General features: G+C 72.0%; 24 protein-coding genes. 12 read left to right on the top strand and 12 right to left on the bottom strand.

Annotated features, from left to right (window positions below):
• The first annotated feature begins 27 nt into the window (after positions 1-27).
• Both O3438_RS14590 and O3438_RS14585 read left to right on the top strand, forming a co-directional pair.
• Positions 28-1,209, top strand: coding sequence for an acetoin utilization protein AcuC (locus O3438_RS14590; protein ID WP_269680484.1), 1,182 nt, complete (start codon positions 28-30; stop codon positions 1,207-1,209).
• A 13-nt stretch (positions 1,210-1,222) separates the two neighbouring features.
• Positions 1,223-3,778: a bifunctional acetate--CoA ligase family protein/GNAT family N-acetyltransferase gene (locus O3438_RS14585; RefSeq protein WP_269680483.1), complete on the top strand. Its 2,556-nt coding sequence runs from the start codon at positions 1,223-1,225 to the stop codon at positions 3,776-3,778.
• Positions 3,779-3,788: 10 nt separating this feature from the next.
• Here O3438_RS14585 and O3438_RS14580 read toward each other — a convergent pair whose 3' ends face one another.
• Both O3438_RS14580 and sigB read right to left on the bottom strand, forming a co-directional pair.
• Positions 3,789-4,196 (bottom strand): VOC family protein, encoded by a 408-nt coding sequence (locus tag O3438_RS14580; RefSeq protein WP_145784911.1) that lies wholly within the window; start codon positions 4,194-4,196, stop codon positions 3,789-3,791.
• 101 nt (positions 4,197-4,297) lie between these two features.
• Positions 4,298-5,314, bottom strand: coding sequence for an RNA polymerase sigma factor SigB (gene sigB / locus O3438_RS14575; protein ID WP_442929603.1), 1,017 nt, complete (start codon positions 5,312-5,314; stop codon positions 4,298-4,300).
• A gap of 248 nt (positions 5,315-5,562) precedes the next feature.
• Between sigB and O3438_RS14570 the strand changes: the two genes are divergently transcribed.
• Complete coding sequence (locus O3438_RS14570) at positions 5,563-6,351, top strand: sporulation protein (protein WP_269683649.1); 789 nt, start codon at positions 5,563-5,565, stop codon at positions 6,349-6,351.
• A gap of 148 nt (positions 6,352-6,499) precedes the next feature.
• Here the strand turns inward: O3438_RS14570 and dtd are convergent, their stop codons facing one another.
• Positions 6,500-6,922: a D-aminoacyl-tRNA deacylase gene (gene dtd, locus O3438_RS14565; protein WP_269680481.1), complete on the bottom strand. Its 423-nt coding sequence runs from the start codon at positions 6,920-6,922 to the stop codon at positions 6,500-6,502.
• Entirely contained in the window at positions 6,922-8,406 is a 1,485-nt protein-coding gene (locus tag O3438_RS14560; protein WP_269680480.1) for a DUF7782 domain-containing protein, read from the bottom strand. The genes dtd and O3438_RS14560 overlap by 1 nt, the downstream gene beginning before the upstream one ends.
• Positions 8,407-8,510: 104 nt before the next feature.
• On the opposite strand from O3438_RS14560, the gene O3438_RS14555 reads away from it, so the two are divergent.
• Complete coding sequence (locus tag O3438_RS14555; protein ID WP_145784907.1) at positions 8,511-9,086, top strand: HhH-GPD-type base excision DNA repair protein; 576 nt, start codon at positions 8,511-8,513, stop codon at positions 9,084-9,086.
• Between the two features lie 3 nt (positions 9,087-9,089).
• On the opposite strand, the gene O3438_RS14550 is transcribed toward O3438_RS14555, so the two are convergent.
• Both O3438_RS14550 and O3438_RS14545 read right to left on the bottom strand, forming a co-directional pair.
• The gene (locus O3438_RS14550) at positions 9,090-9,401 is read right to left on the bottom strand and encodes a hypothetical protein (RefSeq protein WP_145785813.1); all 312 of its coding nucleotides are present in this window, start codon (positions 9,399-9,401) and stop codon (positions 9,090-9,092) included.
• A 13-nt stretch (positions 9,402-9,414) separates the two neighbouring features.
• Positions 9,415-9,702, bottom strand: a complete 288-nt coding sequence (locus O3438_RS14545; RefSeq protein WP_088946797.1) for a hypothetical protein — start codon at positions 9,700-9,702, stop codon at positions 9,415-9,417.
• A 104-nt stretch (positions 9,703-9,806) separates the two neighbouring features.
• Between O3438_RS14545 and O3438_RS14540 the strand changes: the two genes are divergently transcribed.
• The gene (locus O3438_RS14540; RefSeq protein ID WP_269680479.1) at positions 9,807-10,166 is read left to right on the top strand and encodes a DUF3099 domain-containing protein; all 360 of its coding nucleotides are present in this window, start codon (positions 9,807-9,809) and stop codon (positions 10,164-10,166) included.
• A 27-nt stretch (positions 10,167-10,193) separates the two neighbouring features.
• On the opposite strand, the gene O3438_RS14535 is transcribed toward O3438_RS14540, so the two are convergent.
• Positions 10,194-11,093, bottom strand: coding sequence for a carbohydrate kinase family protein (locus O3438_RS14535; protein WP_269680478.1), 900 nt, complete (start codon positions 11,091-11,093; stop codon positions 10,194-10,196).
• Positions 11,090-12,025, bottom strand: a complete 936-nt coding sequence (locus O3438_RS14530) for a pseudouridine-5'-phosphate glycosidase (protein WP_269680477.1) — start codon at positions 12,023-12,025, stop codon at positions 11,090-11,092. The genes O3438_RS14535 and O3438_RS14530 overlap by 4 nt, the downstream gene beginning before the upstream one ends.
• Positions 12,026-12,113: 88 nt before the next feature.
• On the opposite strand from O3438_RS14530, the gene O3438_RS14525 reads away from it, so the two are divergent.
• The 3 genes from O3438_RS14525 (at position 12,114) to O3438_RS14515 (ending at position 14,930) form a co-directional block, all read left to right on the top strand.
• Positions 12,114-12,332 carry a DUF3039 domain-containing protein gene (locus tag O3438_RS14525; protein WP_007456912.1) on the top strand — a complete coding sequence of 73 codons (219 nt, stop codon included), beginning with the start codon at positions 12,114-12,116 and terminating at the stop codon, positions 12,330-12,332.
• Positions 12,333-12,372: 40 nt separating this feature from the next.
• Complete coding sequence (locus O3438_RS14520) at positions 12,373-13,017, top strand: trimeric intracellular cation channel family protein (RefSeq protein WP_269680476.1); 645 nt, start codon at positions 12,373-12,375, stop codon at positions 13,015-13,017.
• A 179-nt stretch (positions 13,018-13,196) separates the two neighbouring features.
• On the top strand, positions 13,197-14,930 hold the full coding sequence (locus O3438_RS14515; RefSeq protein WP_269680475.1) for a DEAD/DEAH box helicase: 1,734 nt from the start codon (positions 13,197-13,199) through the stop codon (positions 14,928-14,930).
• Between the two features lie 382 nt (positions 14,931-15,312).
• On the opposite strand, the gene O3438_RS14510 is transcribed toward O3438_RS14515, so the two are convergent.
• Both O3438_RS14510 and O3438_RS14505 read right to left on the bottom strand, forming a co-directional pair.
• Positions 15,313-15,546, bottom strand: a complete 234-nt coding sequence (locus tag O3438_RS14510) for a DUF7455 domain-containing protein (protein WP_030337431.1) — start codon at positions 15,544-15,546, stop codon at positions 15,313-15,315.
• Positions 15,547-15,791: 245 nt separating this feature from the next.
• Positions 15,792-17,387 carry an RNA polymerase sigma factor gene (locus O3438_RS14505; protein ID WP_269680474.1) on the bottom strand — a complete coding sequence of 532 codons (1,596 nt, stop codon included), beginning with the start codon at positions 17,385-17,387 and terminating at the stop codon, positions 15,792-15,794.
• A 287-nt stretch (positions 17,388-17,674) separates the two neighbouring features.
• On the opposite strand from O3438_RS14505, the gene O3438_RS14500 reads away from it, so the two are divergent.
• Positions 17,675-18,496: an inositol monophosphatase family protein gene (locus O3438_RS14500; RefSeq protein ID WP_269680473.1), complete on the top strand. Its 822-nt coding sequence runs from the start codon at positions 17,675-17,677 to the stop codon at positions 18,494-18,496.
• Between the two features lie 25 nt (positions 18,497-18,521).
• Here O3438_RS14500 and O3438_RS14495 read toward each other — a convergent pair whose 3' ends face one another.
• On the bottom strand, positions 18,522-19,037 hold the full coding sequence (locus O3438_RS14495) for a LytR C-terminal domain-containing protein (protein WP_269683648.1): 516 nt from the start codon (positions 19,035-19,037) through the stop codon (positions 18,522-18,524).
• Positions 19,038-19,470: 433 nt separating this feature from the next.
• Between O3438_RS14495 and O3438_RS14490 the strand changes: the two genes are divergently transcribed.
• Positions 19,471-19,767: a DUF4193 domain-containing protein gene (locus tag O3438_RS14490; RefSeq protein WP_007075406.1), complete on the top strand. Its 297-nt coding sequence runs from the start codon at positions 19,471-19,473 to the stop codon at positions 19,765-19,767.
• A 116-nt stretch (positions 19,768-19,883) separates the two neighbouring features.
• On the top strand, positions 19,884-20,774 hold the full coding sequence (locus O3438_RS14485) for a hypothetical protein (protein WP_269680472.1): 891 nt from the start codon (positions 19,884-19,886) through the stop codon (positions 20,772-20,774).
• An 11-nt stretch (positions 20,775-20,785) separates the two neighbouring features.
• On the opposite strand, the gene O3438_RS14480 is transcribed toward O3438_RS14485, so the two are convergent.
• Positions 20,786-21,316, bottom strand: coding sequence for a DUF3093 domain-containing protein (locus O3438_RS14480; RefSeq protein ID WP_442929602.1), 531 nt, complete (start codon positions 21,314-21,316; stop codon positions 20,786-20,788).
• A gap of 84 nt (positions 21,317-21,400) precedes the next feature.
• Here O3438_RS14480 and dut point away from each other — a divergent pair, with 84 nt between their 5' ends.
• Positions 21,401-21,937, top strand: a complete 537-nt coding sequence (gene dut / locus O3438_RS14475) for a dUTP diphosphatase (protein ID WP_269680470.1) — start codon at positions 21,401-21,403, stop codon at positions 21,935-21,937.
• The last annotated feature ends 4 nt before the right edge of the window (positions 21,938-21,941 follow it).

The raw sequence follows: 21,941 nt of genomic DNA, 5'->3' as shown, positions 1-21,941 counted from the left end.
CGGCGGTCCCCGTGCGACGATGGGCTCATGTCCGACGACACGGTGGTGGTGTGGGACGAGTCGCTGCTCGCCTACGACATGGGTGACCATCCGCTCGACCCGATCCGGGTGGAGTTGACGGTCGCGCTCGCCCGCGAGCTGGGCGTCCTGGATCGTCAGGGGGTGCGCGTGGTCAAGCCGGAAATCGCCGACGACTCGCTGCTCACCCGGGTGCACGACAGCGCCTACCTGGCCGCGGTGCGGGCCGCGCCGCGTGACCCGCTCTTCGCCGGTTACGGGCTCGGCACCTCGGACAACCCGGTGTTCGACGGGATGCACGAGTCCAGCGCCTTGATTGCCGGGGCGACGGTGGCCGCCGCCGAGGCGGTCTGGCGCGGGGAGGCGCGGCGGGCGGTGAACGTGGCCGGCGGCCTGCACCACGCGATGCCCGCCCGGGCCTCCGGCTTCTGTGTCTACAACGACCCCGCGGTGGCCATCGCCCGCCTGCTCGACCTCGGTGCCGAGCGGATCGCGTACGTGGATGTCGACGTGCACCACGGCGACGGGGTGCAGCAGATCTTCTGGGACGACCCCAGGGTGCTGACGGTCAGCCTGCACGAGACCCCGCTGGCGCTCTTCCCGGGCACCGGTTTCCCCGACGAGACGGGTGGGCCGGGCGCGCAGGGCACCGCCGTCAACATGCCGCTGCCCCCGGGTGTCGACGACCCCGCCTGGCAGCGGGCCTTCCACGCGATCGTGCCGTCGGTGTTGCGTGCGTTCCGACCGCAGGTGCTGGTCAGCCAGTGCGGCGCGGACGGGCACCGACTGGACCCGCTCGCCGACCTGAACCTGACGGTGGACGGGCAGCGGGCCACCTACCTGGCGATGCGGGCGCTCGCCGACGAGCTGTGCGACGGCCGTTGGGTGGCCACCGGCGGCGGCGGGTACGCGCTGGTCGAGGTGGTGCCCCGGGCCTGGAGCCACCTGCTGGCCGTGGCCACCGGTGACCCGATCGACCCCGCCACGCTGACCCCGCTCGCCTGGCGTGAGTTGGTCGCCTCCCGCCGTCTGGGCCGGGAGGTGCCGTTGCGGATGACCGACGACGCCGACCCGTCGTACGAGCCGTGGCAGCCGACCGGCGAGCCCAGCGCGGTGGACCGGGCGATCGCGGCCACCCGCAAGACGGTCTTCCCGTTGCTCGGGCTCGACCCGCACGATCCGCGGGACTGAGCCGGCCGTTCCGGTGACGACAGTGGACCACCCGGTGGACGTGTTGCTCAGCGACGGCAGCACCGTCCAGTTGCGACCGATCGACCCGGCCGACGCGCCGGGCATCGTGGCGATGCACAGCCGATTCTCCGAGCGCACCCGCTACCTGCGCTACTTCTCGCCGTACCCGCGCATCCCGGAAAGGGATCTGATCCGTTTCGTCACCGTCGACCACCGCGACCGGGAGGCGTTCGTGGTGCTGGCCGCCGGGCAGATCGTCGCGGTCGGCCGGTACGAGCGGCTGGGCCCGCAGGCCCCGGAGGCGGAGGTGGCCTTCGTGGTGGAGGACGCCTACCAGGGCCGGGGCATCGGCTCGGTGCTGATGGAGCACCTGGCGGACGCGGCCCGCCGCAACGACATCATGAGCTTCGTCGCCGAGGTGTTGCCCGCCAACGGGACGATGCTGCGCGTCTTCGCCGACTTCGGCTACCAGGTCCAGCGCGAGTACGCCGACGGCGTGGTGCACCTGAGCTTCCCGATCGCGCCCACCGAGGCGACCCTGGAGGTGCAACGCGGCCGGGAACACCGCACCGAGGCCCGCTCGATCGCCCGGCTGCTCGCCCCTCGGGGCATCGCCGTCTACGGTGCCAGCGCCACCGGCCAGGGCGTCGGCGCGGCGGTCCTCGGGCACCTGCGCGACGGCGGTTTCACCGGCTCGGTGGTGCCCGTGCACCCGAGCGCGTCGACGGTGGCGGGCCTGCCCGCGTACCCCTCGGCTGGCGACGCCGGCACGCCTGTTGACCTGGCGGTGGTGGCGGTGCCCCCGGAGGCGGCGACCGCTGTGGTCGCCGACGCGGCCGCGGCGGGGGCGCACGGCCTGGTGGTCATCTCGGCCGGCTTCGCCGAGGCCGGGGCGGAGGGCGCCGCCACGCAACGGGCGCTGGTCCGCGCGGCGCACGCCGCGGGCATGCGGGTGATCGGCCCGAACTGCCTGGGCGTGGCCAACACCGACCCGACGGTACGCCTCAACGCCACCCTCTCCCCGGCACTGCCGCCGGCCGGCCGGGTGGGCATCTTCAGCCAGTCCGGCGCGTTCGGGGTGGCGTTGCTCGCTGAGGCGGACCGGCGTGGCCTCGGGCTGTCGAGTTTCGTGTCGGCCGGCAACCGGGCCGACGTCTCCGGCAACGACCTCCTGCAGTACTGGCAGGACGACAGCGGCACCGACGTGATCATGTTGTACCTGGAGACGTTCGGTAACCCGCGCAAGTTCGCCCGGCTGGCCCGGCGGATCGGTCGCGCCAAACCGGTTGTCGCGCTCGCCTCGCCGGCCCGCCCGGTCGGGGTCGGTGACACCGCCGGGCCGGACGAGGTGGCGGTGGCCGCCCTCTTCGCCCAGTCCGGGGTGATCCGGGTGGACACCGTGCCGGAGCTGCTCGACGTGGGTGTGCTGCTGGCCAACCAGCCGCTGCCGGCGGGCGGACGGGTCGGTGTGGTCGGCAACTCCTCGGCCCTGACCGGCCTCGCCGCCACCGCTTGCGTCGGGCAGGGCCTCACCGTGGCCGATGGTTATCCCCGCGACGTCGGGCCGAGCGCCGGTGCCGCCGAGTTCGCCGCCGCTCTCGCCGAGACGGCCGGTGACGAGGGGGTGGACGCCCTGGTGGTGGTCTTCGCCCCGCCGCTGCCCGGGCAACTGACCGCTGTGGACGCCGACGTGACCGCCGCGCTACCGGCCGCTCTGGCACTGGGCAAGCCGACAGTGGCGACGTTCCTGGTCGGACGACTGCCACCGGGCGTGCCCGCGTACGGCGGCGTGGAGGAGGCGGTGCGTGCCCTCGCCCGGGTGCACCGGTACGCCGAGTGGTTACGCCGTCCGCCCGGGATCGCGCCCGAGCTGCCCGCCGTCGACCGGGCCGCCGCGCAGGCCGCGCTCCGCGCCGACGGCACCGACCCGGGTGCGCTGCTGGCCGCGTACGGCATCGACGTGGTGGCCTCGGCGACCGTCGACTCGGTCGACGCGGCTGTCGACGCGGCGGCGCGGCTGGGTTTCCCGGTGGTGCTCAAGGCAGCCGCCCCCGGGCTGCGGCACCGACTCGACCTCGGCGCGGTCCGGCTCGACCTGCCCGACGAGCCGGCAGTGCGCCGCGCGTACGCCGAGCTGGCGGCGACCTTCGGCGCGGGGGCGCTGGTCCAGCCGATGGTGCCGCCCGGCGTGGCCTGCGTGGTGGAGTTGGTGGAGGATCCGGCGTTCGGGCCGGTGGTCGGCTTCGGCCTCGGCGGGGTCGCCACCGAGTTGCTGGGCGATCGGGCCTGGCGGGCGGTTCCACTGACCGACACCGACGCGTCCGAACTGGTCGACGAGCCTCGGGCGGCGCCGTTGCTACGCGGGCATCGGGGTGCCGCACCGGTCGACCGGGCCGCCCTGGCGGACCTGCTGTTGCGGGTGGGGCAGCTCGCCGACGAGCAGCCCCGGGTGCGCTCGTTGACCCTCAATCCAGTGCTGGCCCGCCCGGGAGGCATCTCCGTTCTGCACGCCCAGGTGCGGGTGGGCGGCGTCGCCGCGCGCCCCGACACCGGCCCCCGCCGCCTCTGAACGCGGCCGGTCAGGCCCGGCTGGAGATTTGCTGGACGGCCCAGGAGTTGCCGTCCGGGTCACTGAAGAAGACGAAGCCGACGTTGTCCAGCGGGTGCGGAACGGGTCGCGGGTTGACGCCCAACACCTGGACGTCGCTGACCTGGACGCCACGGTCGACCAACTCCGCGTGGGCCTGCTCGATGTCGGGCACCACCAGTTGCAGGCCCTTGAGCGAGCCCGGCGGCATCTCCGGTACGGCACCCTTGCCGATCACGATCGAGCAGCCGGAGCCGGGCGGAGTGAACTGGACGATGCGCGCCTCGTCGCTGATCACGGTGTCGTGGTCGACGGTGAAGCCGAGCTGGTCGGCGTAGAACGCCTTGGCCCGGTCCAGGTCGGTGACCGGCACGATCACCACTTCCAGCGTCCAGTTCATCGTCGTTCCCCTCACGTCGCCTAACGGTTCCCCAGTCAAACACCCCGGCAGCATGGAAGGCCCCGGCGAACCGCCAGGGCCTTCCATGGGAACCGGGTGCGTCAGCAGGCGTACGCCTCCAGGCGCTGGGCCCGCTCCGGTGCGCGCAGCTTCAGCAGCGTCACCTTCTCGATCTGCCGGATCCGCTCCCGGGACAACCCGAACTCCCGGCCGACCTCGTCCAGGGTGCGCTGCCGGCCGTCGTCCAGACCGAACCGGAGCCGGATGACCGCCTGCTCCCGCTGGGACAGGGTGGCCAGCACGACGCTGACCTCGTTGCGCAGCTCACCCTGGGCGGCGGCGTCGCCCGGCTCGGTACGCGGGTCCACCGAGGCCACGAAGTCACCGAGGGCGCTCTCGCCGTCGTCGCCGACGGCCTGGTCCAGGCTGACCGGCTCCCGGTCGTAGGAGATCAGCTCGATGACCTGGATCTCGGGGATCTCCAGGGCCCGGGCGACCTCGGCGACAGTAGGCTCGCGACCCAGCGTCACCGCCAGCTCGCGGCGGGCACGGACCATCCGGTTGACCTGCTCGACCATGTGCACCGGGATGCGGATGGTGCGGGCCTGGTCGGCCATCGCGCGGGTGATCGCCTGCCGGATCCACCAGGTCGCGTACGTGGAGAACTTGTAGCCCTTGGCGTAGTCGAACTTCTCCACCGCGCGGATCAGACCGAGGTTGCCCTCCTGGATGAGGTCCAGGAACGCCATACCGCGACCGGTGTAGCGCTTCGCGATGCTCACCACCAGCCGCAGGTTCGCCTCAAGCAGGTGGTCCTTCGCGGCCCGGCCCTCCGCGACGATCAGCTCCAGGTCGGCCCGCAGCTCGGCGGAGACCGGGGTGCAGGTCGCGAGCTTCTCGTCGGCGAACAACCCGGCCTCGATACGCCGGGCCAGGTCGACCTCCTGCGCGGCGGTCAGCAGCTTCGTCCGACCGATCCCGTTGAGGTACGCCCGGACCAGGTCGGTGGAGATGCCACGCTCGTCGGTGGCGTCCAGGTCGGTGAGGACCTCGGGGGTCCCGTCGGTGTCGGTCGTGGTGGCCGGACGCGTCCGGTGTTCCGTCATCTGCAGGACCATCTCTGTCTCTCCCCGTTTCCACGTCTGTGCCGTGTCTCCGGCCCAGCGGTGCCGGTGTGAGACACAGCTTGGCGGGCGGGGCGTAAAACGGGAGTGAGGCGATCGGGCACCCGACAGGAATCAGGTCGGGTCGCTGGTGCGGTGTGTCGTCCGGGTGTGCGGTTGCCCGCCACGGTTACGTTGCGGACGGATGGTTGGACGGACGGACGGCCGGCTCGGGTCGGCGCGGACGACAAGTGGAGGACGGCGTGGTCTTCAAGCGGCTCATGCAGGCGATGGGCGTCGGCGGTCCGTCGGTGGAGACGGTGTTGGCGGACCCGAACTGCCGCCCGGGCGGCCAGTTGGAGGGGCGCATCCAGGTGGTCGGCGGCGACCACCAGGTCGACATCGACCAGGTGAGCCTCGGCCTGGTCACCCGGGTCGAGGTGGAGAGCGGCGACGACGACTACGACACCACCCAGGAGTTCCACCGCCAGCAGATCACCGGCGCGTTCCGGCTGGAGCCGGGGCAACGCCACGACATCCCGTTCCGCTTCGCCGTGCCGTGGGAGACACCGGTCACCGAGCTGTACGGGCAGCACCTGCACGGCATGACGATGGGTCTGCGTACCGAGTTAGAGGTCGCCCGCGCGGTCGACAAGGGTGATCTGGACGCCGTGTCGGTGCACCCACTGCCGGCGCAGGAGCGACTGCTCGACGCGTTGCTGCGACTGGGCTTCCGGTTCGCCCGCGCTGATGTGGAACGTGGGCACATCTACGGAGTACGGCAGACGTTGCCGTTCTACCAGGAGATCGAGTTCAACCCGGCGCCGCAGTACGCCCGGTCGATCAACCAGTTGGAGGTCACCTTCGTCGCCGACGCGCAGCAGATGCAGGTGGTCCTGGAGGTCGACAAGCGCGGCGGCGTCTTCAGTGAGGGCCGGGACGCCTTCGGCCGCTTCACTGTGGACCACGCCACCGCCGACCGCACCGACTGGACCGCCGAACTAGACAACTGGCTCCGCCAGTCCCTGTCCCGCCGAGGCCTCTTCTCCTAATCCACCCCACCCCCACCCCTCCCACCCCCACAACCCCACTTCGCCCCGGTGATCAAGAGGTTTGCGTCAAACTCCGGGCGAGATCTGACGCAAACCTCTTGATCACCGCACCGGGCAGGGGGGCGGTGGGGGTGGGGAAGGGGTGGGGTTAGAGGTCTAGGAGGAGGGTTTGGGGGCCTACGTTGACGCTGTCCACGAGCATGTGGGCGCGGAAGCGGCCCGTCTCCACCTTCGCTCCTCGTTCGCGCAGGGCGTCCACCACAGCGGTCACCAGTGGTTCGGCCACCTCGGCGGCGGCGGCCGCCGTCCAACTAGGACGGCGGCCCTTGCGGGCGTCGCCGTAGAGGGTGAACTGACTGACCACCAGGATCGGCGCGCCGGTGTCGGCGGCGGACCGCTCCCCGTCCAGGATGCGCAACTCGTGCACCTTGCGGGCCATCGTCTGAGCGGTCCGGCCGGTGTCGGTGTGGGTCACCCCGAGCAGCACGAGCAGGCCGTTCTCGATCGCGCCGACCACCTCGTCGTCCACTGTCACACTGGCCCGCCCGACGGTCTGCACCACGGCCCGCATCAGGCGGGCACCCGCTCGATGAAGCCACGCTCCACCAGGTGCGCCACGATCGGGCCGGCGGCCTCGGCCATCTCGTCGGGCTCGACGTCGTGCGCGGCGGCGAGCAGGGCGAGCTGGTCACGCAGGGGCAACCGGCCGTCGGCGCCACCGACCAGCGCCAGCACCAGCGGGTCGATCTCCTCGGTCCAGCGCAGGCCGTTCGGCATCGCGAGGACCTGCCGGTCCACGCCCCAACCCTCATCGCCCATGGTGGCCTCCTGCCGCAGCTGGAGGCCCTCGGCGGCCCGGTAGCGCTCGGCGAGCAGCGCCTCCGTGTCGCGTACCCGGAGAAAGTCCTGGCGGTCGAACCACGCCGCGATCTGGTCGCCCAGCGGTGGCTGCGCCCGCTGGCGCAGCTCCTCCACGCGGACCACCGGGTCGGCGTGACCGCCCCGGCGCAGCGACACGATGCCGAAGCCGATCCCCTCCACCTTGTGCGCGTCGAACCAGTCCAGCCAGGCGGCCATCCGCTGCGGGTCGGCGGTCTCGCCCACGTCGGTGAGCCACAGGTCGACGTACGCCATGGGGTCGGCCACCTCCCGCTGGATGACCCAGGCGTCCAGGCCGGTACCGGCGAACCAGCCGGCCACCCGCTCGTCCCACTCCTCGCCGGCGACGTGCACCCAGTTCGCCAGGTACTGCATCGTGCCGCCCTCGGTGAGCAGACCCGGGGCGGCTGCGGCCAGCTCCGCGCCGATCGCGTCACCGACCCGGCCGGAGTCGCGGTAGACGTGCGTGGTGGTGCCCGGGCCGACCACGAACGGCGGGTTGCTCACCACGAGGTCGAAGCGCCGGCCCGCAACCGGGGCGACCAGGTCACCGCGCAGCAACTCCCAGTCCTGACCGTTGAGGGCGGCGGTGGTCGCGGCGAAGCGCAGGGCCCGCTCGGAGAGGTCGGTGGCGGTCACCGAGTCGGCGTGGGTGGCCAGGTGCAGGGCCTGGACGCCGGACCCGGTCCCCAGGTCCAGTGCGGTGCCGACCGGCCGGCGCATGGTGGCGCCGATCAGGGTGTGGGTCGCCCCGCCGATGCCGAGCACGTGTTCGGCGTGCAACGGGCGACCCGGGCGGGCGCTGGACGGCACGTCGGCGAGCACCCACCAGTCGTCCCCGTACGGTTCCAGGTCCACGCCGGCACGCAGACCGCCGCCGTACCGCTCGACCAGCCCGCCGGCCAGTGCCTCCTCCAGGCTCAGCGGCGTCAGCGCGGCGGCCACCGCGGCCTCCGACTCGGTCTGGTCGCAGATGAACACCCGGATCAGGGTGCCGAGCGGGTCGCCGTCCTCGGTGGCGCGCAACGCGGCCCGGTAGTCGTTGCGGGCGACCGCGGCGGTTGCCTGCGCACCCAGTCTCTCGGCGATGCCGTGGCTGGTGAACCCGGTCCGGGTCAGCGCGGTCCGCAGCGCGTCGACACCGGCGGGGGAGAGCAGCATGTCGTGTTCGTCCACGCAGCCATCCTGCCTTCCGCCGCGACGCCCGGCGCGGCCACCCGCCGGATCGAACCCGGAGCGTCGGTGGTCGTCCGTAACAGGCGGCCGGGCAGGATGGTGCCATGACGCTCGTACTTCCCATCGACCCCGAGGCCAACCGGCTGCTGGAGCGCAGCCCGCTGGCCCTGCTCCTCGGCATGGTCCTCGACCAGCAGGTGCCGATGGAGAAAGCGTTCTCCTCGCCGTACGTGCTGACCCAGCGGCTCGGTCATGACCTGGACGCGGCGGAGCTGGCCGGGTACGACCCGGAGGCGCTCGTCGCGCTCTTCGCCCAGCCGCCCGCGTTGCACCGGTTCCCGAAGGCGATGGCGGCGCGGGTGCAGGAGGTCTGCCGGGTGCTGGTGGAGCGCTACGACGGTGACGCGGCGTTGCTCTGGTCCGACGTCGCCGACGGGCCGGAGCTGCTGCGCCGGGTGTCCGGGCTGCCCGGCTTCGGCAAGCAGAAGGCGCAGATCTTCGTGGCCCTGCTCGGCAAGCGGTTCGGGGTGACCCCGCAGGACTGGCGGCAGGCTGCCGGCGGCTACGGCGACCCGGGCGCGTACCGGTCCGTGGCCGACGTCACCGACGTCGATTCGCTGCGGCAGGTGCGGGAGTACAAGCAGCAGATGAAGGCGGCGGCCAAGGCTGCGGGGGGCTGACGTTCAGGCGGCGGTGGGGTGCGCCAGGGAGGCCAGCGCGCGTCGGACGTCGGCGAGTGAGACGGTCGCCGAGTCGTCCAGGTCGGCCAGGCCGGCCTCGATCCACTGGCGCATCAGGGTGGTGACCCCGATGCCGCGGGCGTCGGCGGCGGAGCGCACCCGCTCGTAGGTCTCCAGCGGCAGCCGGACCGACCTGCTGACCATCGGCACGTCGGTGTCGGGGGTGGGGAGGTCCACCGCCGGGCTCTCGTCGATCAGCTCGGCGATCCGGTCGTCGCCGCTGTGGAACTGCTTGGTCGCGTCGTTCCGGTGCATCGTCACGGCCTCCTCATCGGCGAGATCTCCGCACGGCCTCGTCGTAGCGCTTGGACTCGGCGTCGCTCAGCTCACGAGCGGAGAGGATGTCCCAGTCGTTGTCGGTGCCATCGGCCTCGGCGAGCAGCACCGCCAGTCGGCGGCCCCGACGGGCGGCGGCGTAGACCACCATCACGTCGTCGCCCAGATGGCGGATGACCCGTCGGGCGCTGTGTAGCGCCTCCCAGACTTCCCCGGGCGTGACGTCGTAGACCCTCAGGTTGGCCAACGCCTCGTCGGTGAAGCTGAACCTGCTGCCCACGCTCGGAGCGTACCACGCACGTAACACGTGCCGGGTTGACTCGAAGTTCGCTGATCACGCCCTCGCGGTGACAGGATGAGGGGTAATCCCCTCGTAGGAGGTCCATGGTGAAGCGTCAGGCGTACCAGCCGATTCTCATCACCGACGCCTCGCGCAGCCAGGACGATCAGCTCAACAGTCGCCAGCGCCGCTATGTCCTGATGATGGGCATCCGGGTGCTGTGCATCGTCGTCGGCGCGATCCTGGTCGGTGCGAACGCCCCACTGCTCTGGCTCTGGCTGCCGCTGTGCGGCCTCGGCATGGTGCTCATCCCCTGGCTGGCCGTGCTGCTGGCCAATGACCGGCCGCCCAAGGAAGAGCACCGGCTCGCCAACCGGTTCCACCCCCGCCGGCAGGACGACACGCCGCCGATGAGCCTCACCGCCGAGGAACGCCCGCACAAGGTCATCGACGCCGAACCCTGACCCGCGAACGGGCCAGGGTTCGTACCGTCACGGCTGCGGACGCGCGCCGGCGGTGGAGACGGCCATCGCCCCCAGGTCGGTGGCGCGGCCCAGCGCCGCGGCCGGGGTGGCGCCCGCGAGCCACGCGGTGAGCAGGCCGGCCGCGAAGGCATCGCCGGCCCCCGTGACATCCACCACCGCCGTCCGGCGGGCTGAGGCCACGTGGACCGCCCCGGTGCGGTCCACCCAGACCGCGCCGGCCGCCCCGCGCTTGACCACCACCCGCCGCGCCGTCGCCGACAACACCCGCCCCTGCGCCGCCGGGTCCAGCCCGCCGGCCAGCGCCGTCGCCTCGTCCGCGTTGACCAGCAGCAGGTCGATGTCGCGTATCCAACTCAGGAACACCGCCGCGCCGACCCGCCGCAGCGGCGCCGCGGACGCCGCGTCGACGCTGATGGTGAGCCCACGCTCGCGCGCGGCGGCCAACGCCCGCAGCCCCGCGCCGCGCGACGCGGCGTCCAGCAGGGTGTACGCGGACAGGTGCAGATGCCCGGCGTCGGGCGCCGCCGCGACGGCCCCCTCGACGTGCGCGCCGCTCAGCCGCAGGTTCGCGCCCCGCTGGCTGACCATGGTCCGCTCGTCGTCGGCCGCCAACACGATCACCGTGCCGGTGGGTACGCCCTCGATCCGCTCGACCGCGCAGTCGACGCCCGCCCGGGTCAGTTCGGCAACCCGGTCCCGCCCCTCGTCGTCGTCACCGACCGCGCCGACGAGCGTGACGTCCACCCGTTGTGCGGCGACCCAGGCAGCGGTGTTGGCCGCCTGACCACCACCGCCGAGACTGATCTCCGCCCCGGTGTCCGAGCCGGCCGCGAGGGGCCCGGACAGCACGGCGACCACGTCGGTGATCACGTCGCCGACGACGACCACCCGGGCCGGTCGCGTCACGCCGGGGCGGTGGTGCTTCGGGCCGCCGCGGCGACCGCGATCCGCGCGGCCAGGTCGGCGTTGCGCAGGATGATCCGGACGTTCACCGCCAGGCTCGCGCCCTCGGTGGCCGAGTGGAAGTGCGCCAGCAGGTACGGCGTGACGGCCTTCCCGGTGATGCCGTCCCGATCCAGCAGCGCCAGGCCCTCGGCGAGGGTCCGGTCGTGCAGCTCCGGGTCGAGCTGTTCGTCGACCGGCAGCGGGTTGGCAACGAGCAGCCCGCCGGTGTGCACGGCGTGCTCGTCCCGGGCGGCGAGCACGGCGGCGACCTGCTCCGGCGAGTCCACGGACCAGTCCAGGTCGAAACCGGCGTCGGTGAGGTAGAAACCGGGGAACCGGCGGGTGCGGTAACCGACCACGGCGACGCCGAGGGTCTCCAGGCGCTCCAGCGTCGCGCCCACGTCGAGGATCGACTTGACCCCGGCGCAGACCACAGCGATCGGGGTCTGGGCCAGGGTGGTCAGGTCCGCCGACTCGTCGAAGGTGTGCGCCGCCTCCCGGTGCACCCCACCCAACCCGCCGGTGGCGAACACCCCGATCCCGGCCGCGGCGGCCACCGCGCTGGTCGCGGCCACTGTCGTCGCGCCGTCGGCGCCCGTGGCCGCCGCCACCGCGAGGTCGCGGACCGAGAGCTTTGTCACTCCGTCGACGGTGGCGAGACGGGTCAGCTGGGCGTCGTCGAGGCCGACCACCACCTCGCCGCGGATCATCCCGATCGTGGCCGGAACGGCCCCGGCGTCCCGAACCGCCTGCTCGATCTCCCTGGCCACCCGCAGGTTCTCCGGCCGGGGCAGGCCGTGCGAGACGATGGTGCTCTCCAGGGCGACGACGGGCCGGCCGTCGCGCAGGGCTTCGGCGACCTCGGTCCCGTAGCTGATGCGAAAGTCAGTCACATTGGCACCGTACGGGGTCGGGTGTCCGCTGGCCTCAAGTGGACCCGGCCGTGATGACCTGCCAAACTTGACGGTTGGAGGTGCAGACGTGAGCACAGAGGTTCTCGAGCGTCCGGAGCTGAAGGACGCCGACACCGGTCCCGAGATGTTCCACTACGTCCGCAAGGAGAAGATCGCCGAGAGTGCCGTCATGGGCACCTTCGTCGTCGCGCTCTGCGGTGAGACGTTCCCGGTCACCAAGGCGGCCAAGCCGGGTTCGCCGGTCTGCCCCAAGTGCAAGGAGATCTACGACTCGTACCGCGAGTGAACGTGGGCCGGCATCCCGGCCGGCGACGTAGCCTGCGGCGGTGACCACCTCCACCGCCCTGCTCCTCGCCGACCTGGCCGGGGTGGCGGTCTTCGCCGCATCCGGGGCCTCGGCGGCGGTGGCGAAGCGACTGGACCTGTTCGGCGTTGCCTTCGTCGGTTTCGTCGCCGCCCTCGGCGGCGGGATCCTCCGGGACCTGGTCATCGACGAGGTTCCACCGCTGGCCTTCGCCGACTGGCGGTACGCGGCCACCGCCGCGATCACCGCGCTCGCCGTCTTCTGGCTGCACCCCCAACTGGCCCGACTGCGCACCACCGTCCTGGTGCTGGACGCGGCCGGTCTGGCGCTGTTCACCGTCACCGGCACGCTCAAGGCGCTCGACGCCCAGGTGCCGGCAGTCGGCGCCTGCCTGATCGGCATGCTCACCGCGATCGGCGGCGGGCTCGGCCGCGACCTGCTCACCGCCGAGATCCCGGTGGTGCTGCGCCGGGAGATCTACGCGGTGGCCGCGCTGGCCGGCTCGATCCTGGTGGTGGTCCTGTACGCCAGCGACCAGACCGGGCCGGTGCCGCTTACCGCCGCCGCCGTCCTGGTGTTCGGTCTACGCCTGATCGCACTGCGACGACGGTGGTCCGCCCCGGTGGCGACACTGCGCCCGCCACGCACCGGTGACCCTGAGTGGTGAGGCCCCTTCCGCCGGGGTGACAGATGTGACCAGCGTGGCGTCGCCTGGGACGTCGGGCCGACGCTGGTTATGCTGAGTCGGCCTTCGCGGCAGCTTCTGCGCGGAGGCGTTTTCATGGGCGGCGGTCACCGTGGCCCTCGCCCCGGATCCGCCGTCGTGCGGTCGGAGAGGAGCTTCGCGTGGCAGCCCGGACGCCGGTGCTCGAGACGTTCCCGGCGCTACGCGCCTGGCAGCGTAAAGCCCTGGTCGAATACCTGCGCCGGCGTACCGAGGACTTCACCGCGGTCGCCACCCCCGGCGCCGGCAAGACCACCTTCGCCCTGCGGATCGCCGCCGAACTGCTCGCCGACGGCACCGTCGAGGCGGTCACCGTCGTCGCACCGACCGAACACCTGAAGAGCCAGTGGGCCGAAGCGGCGGCCCGGGTGGGCATCCAACTCGACGCGGCGTTCCGCAACGCGGACGTGCACTCCGCGGCCGACTTCCACGGCGCGGTGATCACCTACGCCCAGGTGGGAATGGCCCCGCAGGTGCACCGACGGCGCACCATGACCCGGCGCACCCTGGTCATCCTCGACGAGATCCACCACGCGGGCGACTCCCGGTCCTGGGGAGACGGGGTGAAGGCGGCCTTCGAACCCGCCGTACGCCGGCTGATGCTCACCGGGACCCCGTTCCGCTCCGACGACAACCCGATCCCGTTCGTCAGCTACGAGCGGGGCGGGGACGGGCTGCTGCGCTCCCGCGCCGACTCGGTGTACGGCTACTCCGACGCCCTCCGCGACGGCGTGGTCCGGCCGGTGCTCTTCCTGGCGTACTCCGGCGAGACCCGCTGGCGGACCAACGCGGGGGAGGAGTTGGCCGCCCGCCTCGGTGAACCCATGACGCAGGATCTGGTGGCGCAGGCCTGGCGTACCGCCCTGGACCCCGCCGGCGACTGGATGCCGCAGGTCCTGCGGGCCGCCGACGCCCGACTCACAGTGCTGCGCAACGCCGGCATGGCCGACGCCGGCGGGCTGATCATCGCCACCGACCAACAGACCGCCCGCTCGTACGCCAAGCTGATCGAGCAGGTCACGGGCGAGAAGGCCGCCGTGGTGCTCTCCGACGACCAGGGCGCATCCGCGCGGATCGCGACGTTCGCGGCGTCCGACCAGCGGTGGCTGGTCGCGGTGCGGATGGTGTCCGAAGGGGTCGACATCCCGCGACTCGCGGTCGGGGTCTACGCCACAAGTGCCAGCACGCCGCTCTACTTCGCCCAGGCGATCGGCCGGTTCGTCCGGGCCCGCCGGCCCGGGGAGACCGCGTCGGTGTTCCTGCCCAGCGTGCCGCACCTGCTCGGGCTGGCCAGCGAGATGGAGACCGAGCGGGACCACGTACTCGGCAAACCCAAGGAATCCGACGGCTTCGACGACGACCTGCTGGAACGAGCGCAGCGCGACGACCAGGCAAGCGGCGAGTTGGAGAAGCGCTTCGCCGCGCTCTCGGCCACCGCCGAACTGGACCAGGTGATCTTCGACGGCGCGTCGTTCGGCACCGCGGCGCAGGCCGGCACCCCCGAGGAAGAGGAATACCTCGGCCTGCCCGGTCTGCTCACCGCCGATCAGGTGTCGCTGCTGCTGACCAAACGGCAAGCCGCACAACTCGCCGCCCAACGCCGCCGTACCGCCGACGGGCCCGCTCAGACGGCCGCTGCGCCCACCGCGGCGCCGCCGGCACCCATGAGCGCCGCCCAGCGCCGTGTGGCGCTACGGCGCCAACTGAACGCTCTGGTGGCGGCACGACACCACCGCACCGGCCAACCGCACGGCAAGATCCATGCCGAGTTGCGCCGACTATGCGGCGGCCCGCCCAGCGCCCAGGCCACCATCGAGCAGCTCGAGGAACGCATCGCCACCGTCCAGACCCTCTAGGCCCACCAACCACACCGACACCATCCGCCCCGGGCCCAAGATCGTGCTCGAACATGGTTGTAGTGGTGTCGGCGCGCCTGTGAGGCCACCACTTCCTGGTTCAAGCGCGATCTTGGGCGCGGAGCACTCAAGATCCGCACAACTTCGGGGATGTTGCTGCCTCGGAGGCCCGGGAGGCAGCAACATCCGGGAAAATGCGTGGATCTTGACGGACGTTCCGACCGTCTGGCCCGGGATTGTGCGGAGCGCCCTCGCCGACACCGCGCACGCCGGGGCTGAGGCAGCGGCACGGCGCAGGGGCGAAGGGCGTGGATCTGGGTACGAAGAAGCCGGCCGGAGACACCCTCGGGGTGCCTCCGGCCGGCTATGTCGGTTTGCGGATCTAGTTCGCCATCAGATCGGCGCCACGCCAGCTGAAATCGGGCTCCGTCGCGAACCGCTCGGTGATCTTCACGAGATCCTCCGCGTACTTGTTCGCATGGTGCCCGCAGAACACCAGCTCGCTCCCACCCGCCAGAGTGATCCGGAGCTTCCCGGCAGCATTGCAGCGGTCGCACCGTTCATCGGCGGCTGGGGGCGCCACCGTCTCGGGCGGCGGCGTGAGGGTCGGGGTCATCGCCTTCCTCCTCTGGTCGTCACCGATGAACAATCTCTTCGGTCGTTGCTCACCTATGGTGCAACACCCTTACTAGGCACTGCCTTCCCTGTGTGCCCGCGGGGGACCGAGGTCACACCTGGCAGGGACAGTGTGCCGTGCACCCAGGGTGCCACGTCAACGATCACATTCGTGCATCCGGACGATCACCATCTGGTGTTGCACACCAGGTGGTCAAAACGACACGTTCGGTTGACGAAACCCGGTCAGTCCAGGTAATCCCTGAGGACCTGCGAGCGCGACGGGTGGCGCAGCTTGGACATCGTCTTGGACTCGATCTGCCGGATCCGTTCCCGGGTCACCCCGTAGACCTGGCCGATCTCGTCCAACGTCCGTGGCTGGCCGTCGGTCAGGCCGAAGCGCAGCCGTACCACACCCGCCTCACGCTCGGAGAGCGTCTGCAGCACCTGCTGGAGCTGGTCCTGCAGGAGCGAGAACGAGACCGCGTCCACCGCGACCACGGCCTCGGAGTCCTCGATGAAGTCACCGAGCTGGCTGTCGCCCTCGTCGCCGATGGTCTGGTCCAGCGAGATGGGCTCCCGGGCGTACTGCTGGATCTCCAGCACCTTCTCGGGTGTGATGTCCATCTCCTTGGCCAGCTCCTCCGGGGTGGGCTCACGGCCCAGGTCCTGGAGCAGCTCGCGCTGTATGCGGCCGAGCTTGTTGATGACCTCGACCATGTGCACCGGGATGCGGATGGTGCGGGCCTGGTCGGCCATCGCGCGGGTGATCGCCTGCCGGATCCACCAGGTCGCGTACGTGGAGAACTTGTAGCCCTTGGTGTAGTCGAACTTCTCCACCGCGCGGATCAGACCGAGGTTGCCCTCCTGGATGAGGTCCAGGAACGCCATGCCACGACCCGTGTACCTCTTCGCGAGGGACACCACCAGTCGGAGGTTCGCCTCCAGGAGGTGGTTCTTGGCCCGCTCGCCGTCGCGGGAGATCCAGCCCAGGTCACGGACCATCTCCCGGACGAGCTTCTCCTCGCCCTCGTCGGCGGCCCGCAGTCGCTCGGCGGCGTAGAGCCCGGCCTCGATGCGCTTGGCCAGCTCCACCTCCTGCTCGGCGTTGAGCAGCGGAACCTTACCGATCTGCTTCAGGTACGCACGGACCGAGTCGGCGGAGGCGGTGAGCTCGGCGTCCCGTCGGGCCTGCTTGAGGGCCTCGGACTCCTCGTCGTCCCACTCGAAGTCGTTGTCGGTCGCCGAGGCGGCCGCGTCGGTCTCGGCGGCCTGGGTCAGCTCGGCCGGCTCCTCGACCACCACGTCCTCGATGGCCGCGGCCAGCTCCTCCGGGTCGATCTCGCCCTCGGCGCCCTCACCCTTGGCCTTGGTGCCGGCCTTGGCGCCGGCGGCGGCGACCGTCGCCTTGGTGGCCCGGGTCGACTTGGTGGCCTTCGCCGGTGCGGCAGCGCCCTCGGCGGAGGTGCCGGTGGCCTTGCGCGCGGCGACCTTGCGGGGGGCCGGCGCGGACGGCGTGTCGTCGGAGGCGGGCGCCTGCTTCGGGGCGGGCGCGGCGGCCTTCTTGGTGGTCTTGGCGGTGGTGGCCCGGGACGCCGGCGTGGTCGAGCGGGCCGCGGCGACGCGGCGGCGGGTGCTCGCCGAGCCGTCCACCACCACCGTCACTCCCGCCTCGGAGAGTGCCCGCAGAATCTTCTTGGCCTGGGCCGGAGTCACCTCGGCGGACTCGACGGTGCGCGCGAGCTGGGCCGACGTGAGCTGACCGCCGGCGCTCTGCGCGTGGGCGATCAGGGTGTCGGTGAGCGAGCGAACGTCGGCGCCGGTCTGGCGGGGTTCTGTCACGAATGACCTTCCGGAGGCGAAGAGCGGGCACGGCCGGGTCGTCCGGCACAGCGAGGGGCAACCGGGCCGGGCGATGTGGTTGAGGGACCCTCGTGTCTCGGATCGGCCGGTGGTCGGCGGTCCGTGGCGCGTGGGCAGGGTGAATTGTAACGCCGTCTGCGGCGATCATCCTGCGCCGCACTGCGTAACGGCGTGGGACCGCCGATTCGGCGCTGATGTGGACTTTGTAAGGATGATACTCGCGCGGGGCCCCGAACGCCCCGGTCGTGCGGGAAGGGGACGTGGGGATGCACCGTTCGGCGCCGTCACCTCGGGAACTTCTGGCGGTCGCGCTCGGCGTCGCCCGGGACGCGGCGGCCACCGCGTACCGGATGCGGGTCGAGGGTGTTTCCGTGGCGGCGACCAAGAGCACTGTCACCGACGTGGTCACCGCGGCCGACCGGGCGGTCGAGCGGCAGGTGCTGGACGCGTTGCGGGAGTTGCGACCCGACGACGCGGTGCTCGGCGAGGAATACGGTACCCGCGACACCGGGCCGGTCGCCCCGGACGGGGTGCGGTGGATCGTCGACCCGATCGACGGGACCGTCAACTACCTCTACGGGCTGGCGCACAGCGCGGTGTCGCTGGCGGCCGAGGTGGACGGGGTGGTGGTCGCCGGGGTGGTGCGCAACGTGCACACCGGCGAGGAGTGGACCGCCACGGTCGGGGGTGGGGCCTGGCGCGACGGCGTCCGGTTGCGGTGCTCCGGCGAGGTCGACCTGGGGCAGGCGCTGGTCGGCACCGGTTTCGGTTACGACGCGGCTCGTCGCGCGCACCAGGGCCAGGTGGTTGCCGGACTGATCGCTCATGTACGGGACATCCGCCGCCTGGGTGCCGCCGCCCTGGACCTGTGTCTGGTCGCGGAGGGCCGGCTCGACGCGTACTTCGAGAAGGGTCTCGCGGCCTGGGACCTGGCGGCGGGCGGGCTGGTGGCCGCGGAGGCGGGGGTGCGGGTGGGCGGCCTGGCCGGTGCGCCGCCGGGGCCGGACCTGGTGGTCGCGGCCCCGCCGGCGCTCTTCGGGCCGCTGCACGACCGGCTCGCGAAGCTGGACGCCGCGGGTGGCCCCTGACCGGCCGGTCAGACCGACCCGGCCGTCACTTGGCGACCGGGGAGGGGCAGGAGCCCTTGGGAGCTTGGGGCGCGCCGATGTCGCCCAGGGACTGGTTGACCTCGGTGGTGGTGGCAAGCTGCTGGAAGCCGCTGCCCAGCACCACGTCCACGGTGTCGTCGGTGCGCTTCGGGTCGTAGCCCGGCTCGGCGTTGTTCAGGAAGTACGCCTGGAGCAGGTGTGCGGAGCCGACCCCCTTCGGGCCGTACCGCAGCACCGCGACGTCGTCGATCCCCTTGCGCTCGTTGCCGACCTTCTGCACCTGGAACTTGCGGTTGCGGAAGTCGTCGGCGACGCTGCCGGCCCGGCCGGGCTCGTCGGTCGCGTTGAACACGTTGATCTTGACGTCCTTGGGCTCGTGCAGAGTCACGTCGGCCAGCGGCCAACCCTCCGGGCAGCCCTCGGCAGTGCCGGCCTTCCCCTGGGTGTCCCGGATGATCGCGGTCACCACGAACGCCAGGGCCAGCACCCCCAGCAGGCCGACGACGACGAGTGCTCGCACCCGCGCAAAACTCATCTGAGCACTCCCGGGACCTCAGGTGGATGACGGCGGCCGGCAGCGATCGGACTGGCCGCCGGCCGTCGAATACGCCGCTGAGGTTAACGGTTGTCCGGCCGTCGCGTGGAAACAGCCCGACATGCCGGCGCGCCGACCGCGAACCGGGTACTACTACCCCTATCTTCGTGTCGCCTGAATCACATTGGGAACAACTTCGCGTGCGGGGGCGTACATCTCAGCCGCAAGGGCGGTATACATGCCTCGCCCAAGGGGGGGTAAGGTTCCGCGCTCGCAGGGGAGTCGCCCCGGCGAGCTCGACCCGTTCGGTCCTCGGGTCGGGTGCCCGACACAAGTGGTGGCCGGCCAGCGGAACCGAAACAGCGTCGTCCGGCGTTACAACCGGAAGCGACAACATCGATATGGGAGAGTGAAACCGATGGCCACCGACTACGACGCCCCGCGTCGCGACGAGGTCGACCTCGGCGAGGACAGCCTGGAAGAGCTCAAGGCACGGCGCGTCGACTCACAGTCGGGCGCGGTGGACGTCGACGAGGCCGAGGTCGCCGAGAGCTTCGAGCTGCCCGGTGCCGATCTGGCCGACGAGGAGCTCACGGTCAAGGTGCTTCCGATGCAGCAGGACGAGTTCCGGTGCGCCCGCTGCTTCCTGGTCCACCACCGTAGCCAGCTGGCAGTCGAGCGAAACGGCGAGTTGATCTGCCGCGAGTGCGTCTGACAATCACGACATCGGCGGCGGCCTCCTGAACGGGGCCGCCGCTGCCGGTGTAGGCATGCGCCACGGGTGGGTACCTGCTTGACTCGTAACGGGTAGCCACAGCACCGGGAGGTCCGATGAGCGATCGAGGCGGCACCACCGACGGCGGCGCGGGTGACCTCGGCGCGGCGAGTGGCGTGGGCGATCCCGACGGCGCTGGCGACCCCGCTGCCGCCAGCGCGAACGACCCTGCTGCCGCCAGCGCGGACGACCTCGGTGCCACCGTCGCGGCGTTGACCGCTGACGACATCGCGCCGGCCCGACGCCGTCAACTGCTGACCCGGATGGTCGGGCAGGCCCGCGCGCGGGGCATCTCCGACCTGTTCAAGCCGCGTGCCGCCGTGCGCTGGATGGTCGACACCGTCGCCGAGATCGCCCCACACGTCCCGGTACGCGACCTGGACACCCTGCGTCGGCACTTTCCCGGTCTGGACGATGCGGCCCTGGCCGACCGACTCGTCCGTAACGCGTCCCGGACCACCGCCGCGATCGGCGCGGCCGGAGGGGGAGTCGCCGCCGTCGAGTGGACTGTCGCACCGACCCTGCTCTCCGCGCCGGTGCTGCTCGCCGCCGAGACCGTCGCCGTGGTGGCGGTGGAGCTGAAACTGGTCGGCGAGCTGCACGAGATCCACGGGGTCGCGTTGCCGGCCGCCGGCAGTCAGCGGGCGGTCGCCCTGGTGCACTCCTGGGCCACCCAGCGGGGGGTCAACCCGATGGTGCCCGGCGTCGGAGTGGGCGCGGTGCTCGGCACCGCGGCGCGCAAGGAGCTGCGCGAGATGCTGCTGCGGCGGTTCGGTCGCAACCTCACCACACTCGGTCCGTTCCTGACCGGCGCGGCGGTGGCCAGCTTCCTCAACCGGCGAGCGACCCAGCAGATGGCCGAGCAGCTTCAGGTGGACCTGCGGCGGCGGGGCATCGCCCGGCCCGCGCCACCGACCGCCCTGCCGGGCCCGCCGACGGGCACCTGAGCGGGGTCGGGTCAGCCCTGCTCGTCGACGGGGCCGGAGAGCGCCAACGCGTCCCGCGCGGCCAGCACGGCCTCGGCCAACTCGACGGGGTGCCGCGTGCTCACCACCCAGAACGGGGTCGGGTCGGCCGGATCGTCGAGCACCACCTGCACGGCACCGCCGACCCACGGGCGCTGCACCACGAACGCGAGCGGGTCCGCGCCGACCCCGAGCACCTCACGGCGGCCGGCCACGTCCAGCGGCACCACGTCGGCCACGAAGCGGACCGGCAGGCGTGCGTCGTCCACCCGCAGCTCGGAGCCGACCACACCCACCCGGATCCGGCCCAGCCACCACAACCCGACGGCGGTGAGCGGCAGCAGCACGGCGAACGGCAGCCAGGAGCGGACGCCGGGGGCGCCCATCCAGATCTCGACGGCCAGCAGCGCGGCGGCCACCAGCCCGGCCAGCCACAGCCACCAGGGCAGGTCCAGCCGTTCGGTGTACGCCGTGCGGGCGTCGACCGGCGGCTGATCGGCGGACGGAGAGGGCGACATGCTCACTCCTGCGAGGGTACGGCGCACGGCGGCTCGACGAACCGGCAGGATGGCAGGGTCACCCCGAGAACCGGACGGAAGAGGGGACCAGTGACCGACGTCGTACCCGTGCCCGTGCAGCTGCTCGACTCCGAGCTGCCGCTGCCCACGTACGCCCATCCCGGCGACGCCGGGGCCGACCTGGTGGCGGCCGCGGACGTGGAGCTGCCACCCGGCGGACGCGCCCTGGTGCCCACCGGTGTGGCCATCGCGTTGCCGGAGGGGTACGTGGGCCTGGTCCACCCCCGTTCCGGTTTGGCGGCCAGGCTCGGCGTGACGGTGCTCAACGCGCCCGGTACGGTCGACGCCGGCTACCGGGGTGAGATCATGGTCAACCTGATCAACCATGATCGGGATGTGCCGGCGAAGATCTCCCGCGGCGACCGGATCGCACAGCTCGTGGTCCAACAGGTCGCGCGGGCGCGGTTCGAGCCGGTGGTCGAGCTGCCCGCGTCCCGGCGTGGCACCGGCGGGCACGGTTCCACCGGCGGGCACGCCGGGCTGGTGCCGTCGCCGACGGGCCAGGACCGGGCCGATCGACGGCCGGACGAGCAGGGCCGCGGGCAGACGGAAGAGATGGCAGGGTGAGTGT

The sequence above is a fragment of the Micromonospora sp. WMMC250 genome, from assembly GCF_027460215.1.
GTDB lineage: Bacteria > Actinomycetota > Actinomycetes > Mycobacteriales > Micromonosporaceae > Micromonospora > Micromonospora taraxaci.
The sequence above is the reverse complement of the archived record's forward strand: the minus strand, read 5'-3'. Positions and strand labels throughout refer to the sequence as shown.

Coding starts and splice junctions, on each gene's coding strand:
- O3438_RS14590 (WP_269680484.1), top strand. CDS start 28: ATGTCCGACGACACGGTGGTGGTGTGGGACGAGTCGCTGCTCGCCTAC.
- O3438_RS14580 (WP_145784911.1), bottom strand. CDS start 4,196: ATGAACTGGACGCTGGAAGTGGTGATCGTGCCGGTCACCGACCTGGAC.
- sigB (WP_442929603.1), bottom strand. CDS start 5,314: ATGGTCCTGCAGATGACGGAACACCGGACGCGTCCGGCCACCACGACC.
- dtd (WP_269680481.1), bottom strand. CDS start 6,922: ATGCGGGCCGTGGTGCAGACCGTCGGGCGGGCCAGTGTGACAGTGGAC.
- O3438_RS14555 (WP_145784907.1), top strand. CDS start 8,511: ATGACGCTCGTACTTCCCATCGACCCCGAGGCCAACCGGCTGCTGGAG.
- O3438_RS14550 (WP_145785813.1), bottom strand. CDS start 9,401: ATGCACCGGAACGACGCGACCAAGCAGTTCCACAGCGGCGACGACCGG.
- O3438_RS14540 (WP_269680479.1), top strand. CDS start 9,807: ATGGTGAAGCGTCAGGCGTACCAGCCGATTCTCATCACCGACGCCTCG.
- O3438_RS14510 (WP_030337431.1), bottom strand. CDS start 15,546: ATGACCCCGACCCTCACGCCGCCGCCCGAGACGGTGGCGCCCCCAGCC.
- O3438_RS14500 (WP_269680473.1), top strand. CDS start 17,675: ATGCACCGTTCGGCGCCGTCACCTCGGGAACTTCTGGCGGTCGCGCTC.
- O3438_RS14490 (WP_007075406.1), top strand. CDS start 19,471: ATGGCCACCGACTACGACGCCCCGCGTCGCGACGAGGTCGACCTCGGC.
- O3438_RS14485 (WP_269680472.1), top strand. CDS start 19,884: ATGAGCGATCGAGGCGGCACCACCGACGGCGGCGCGGGTGACCTCGGC.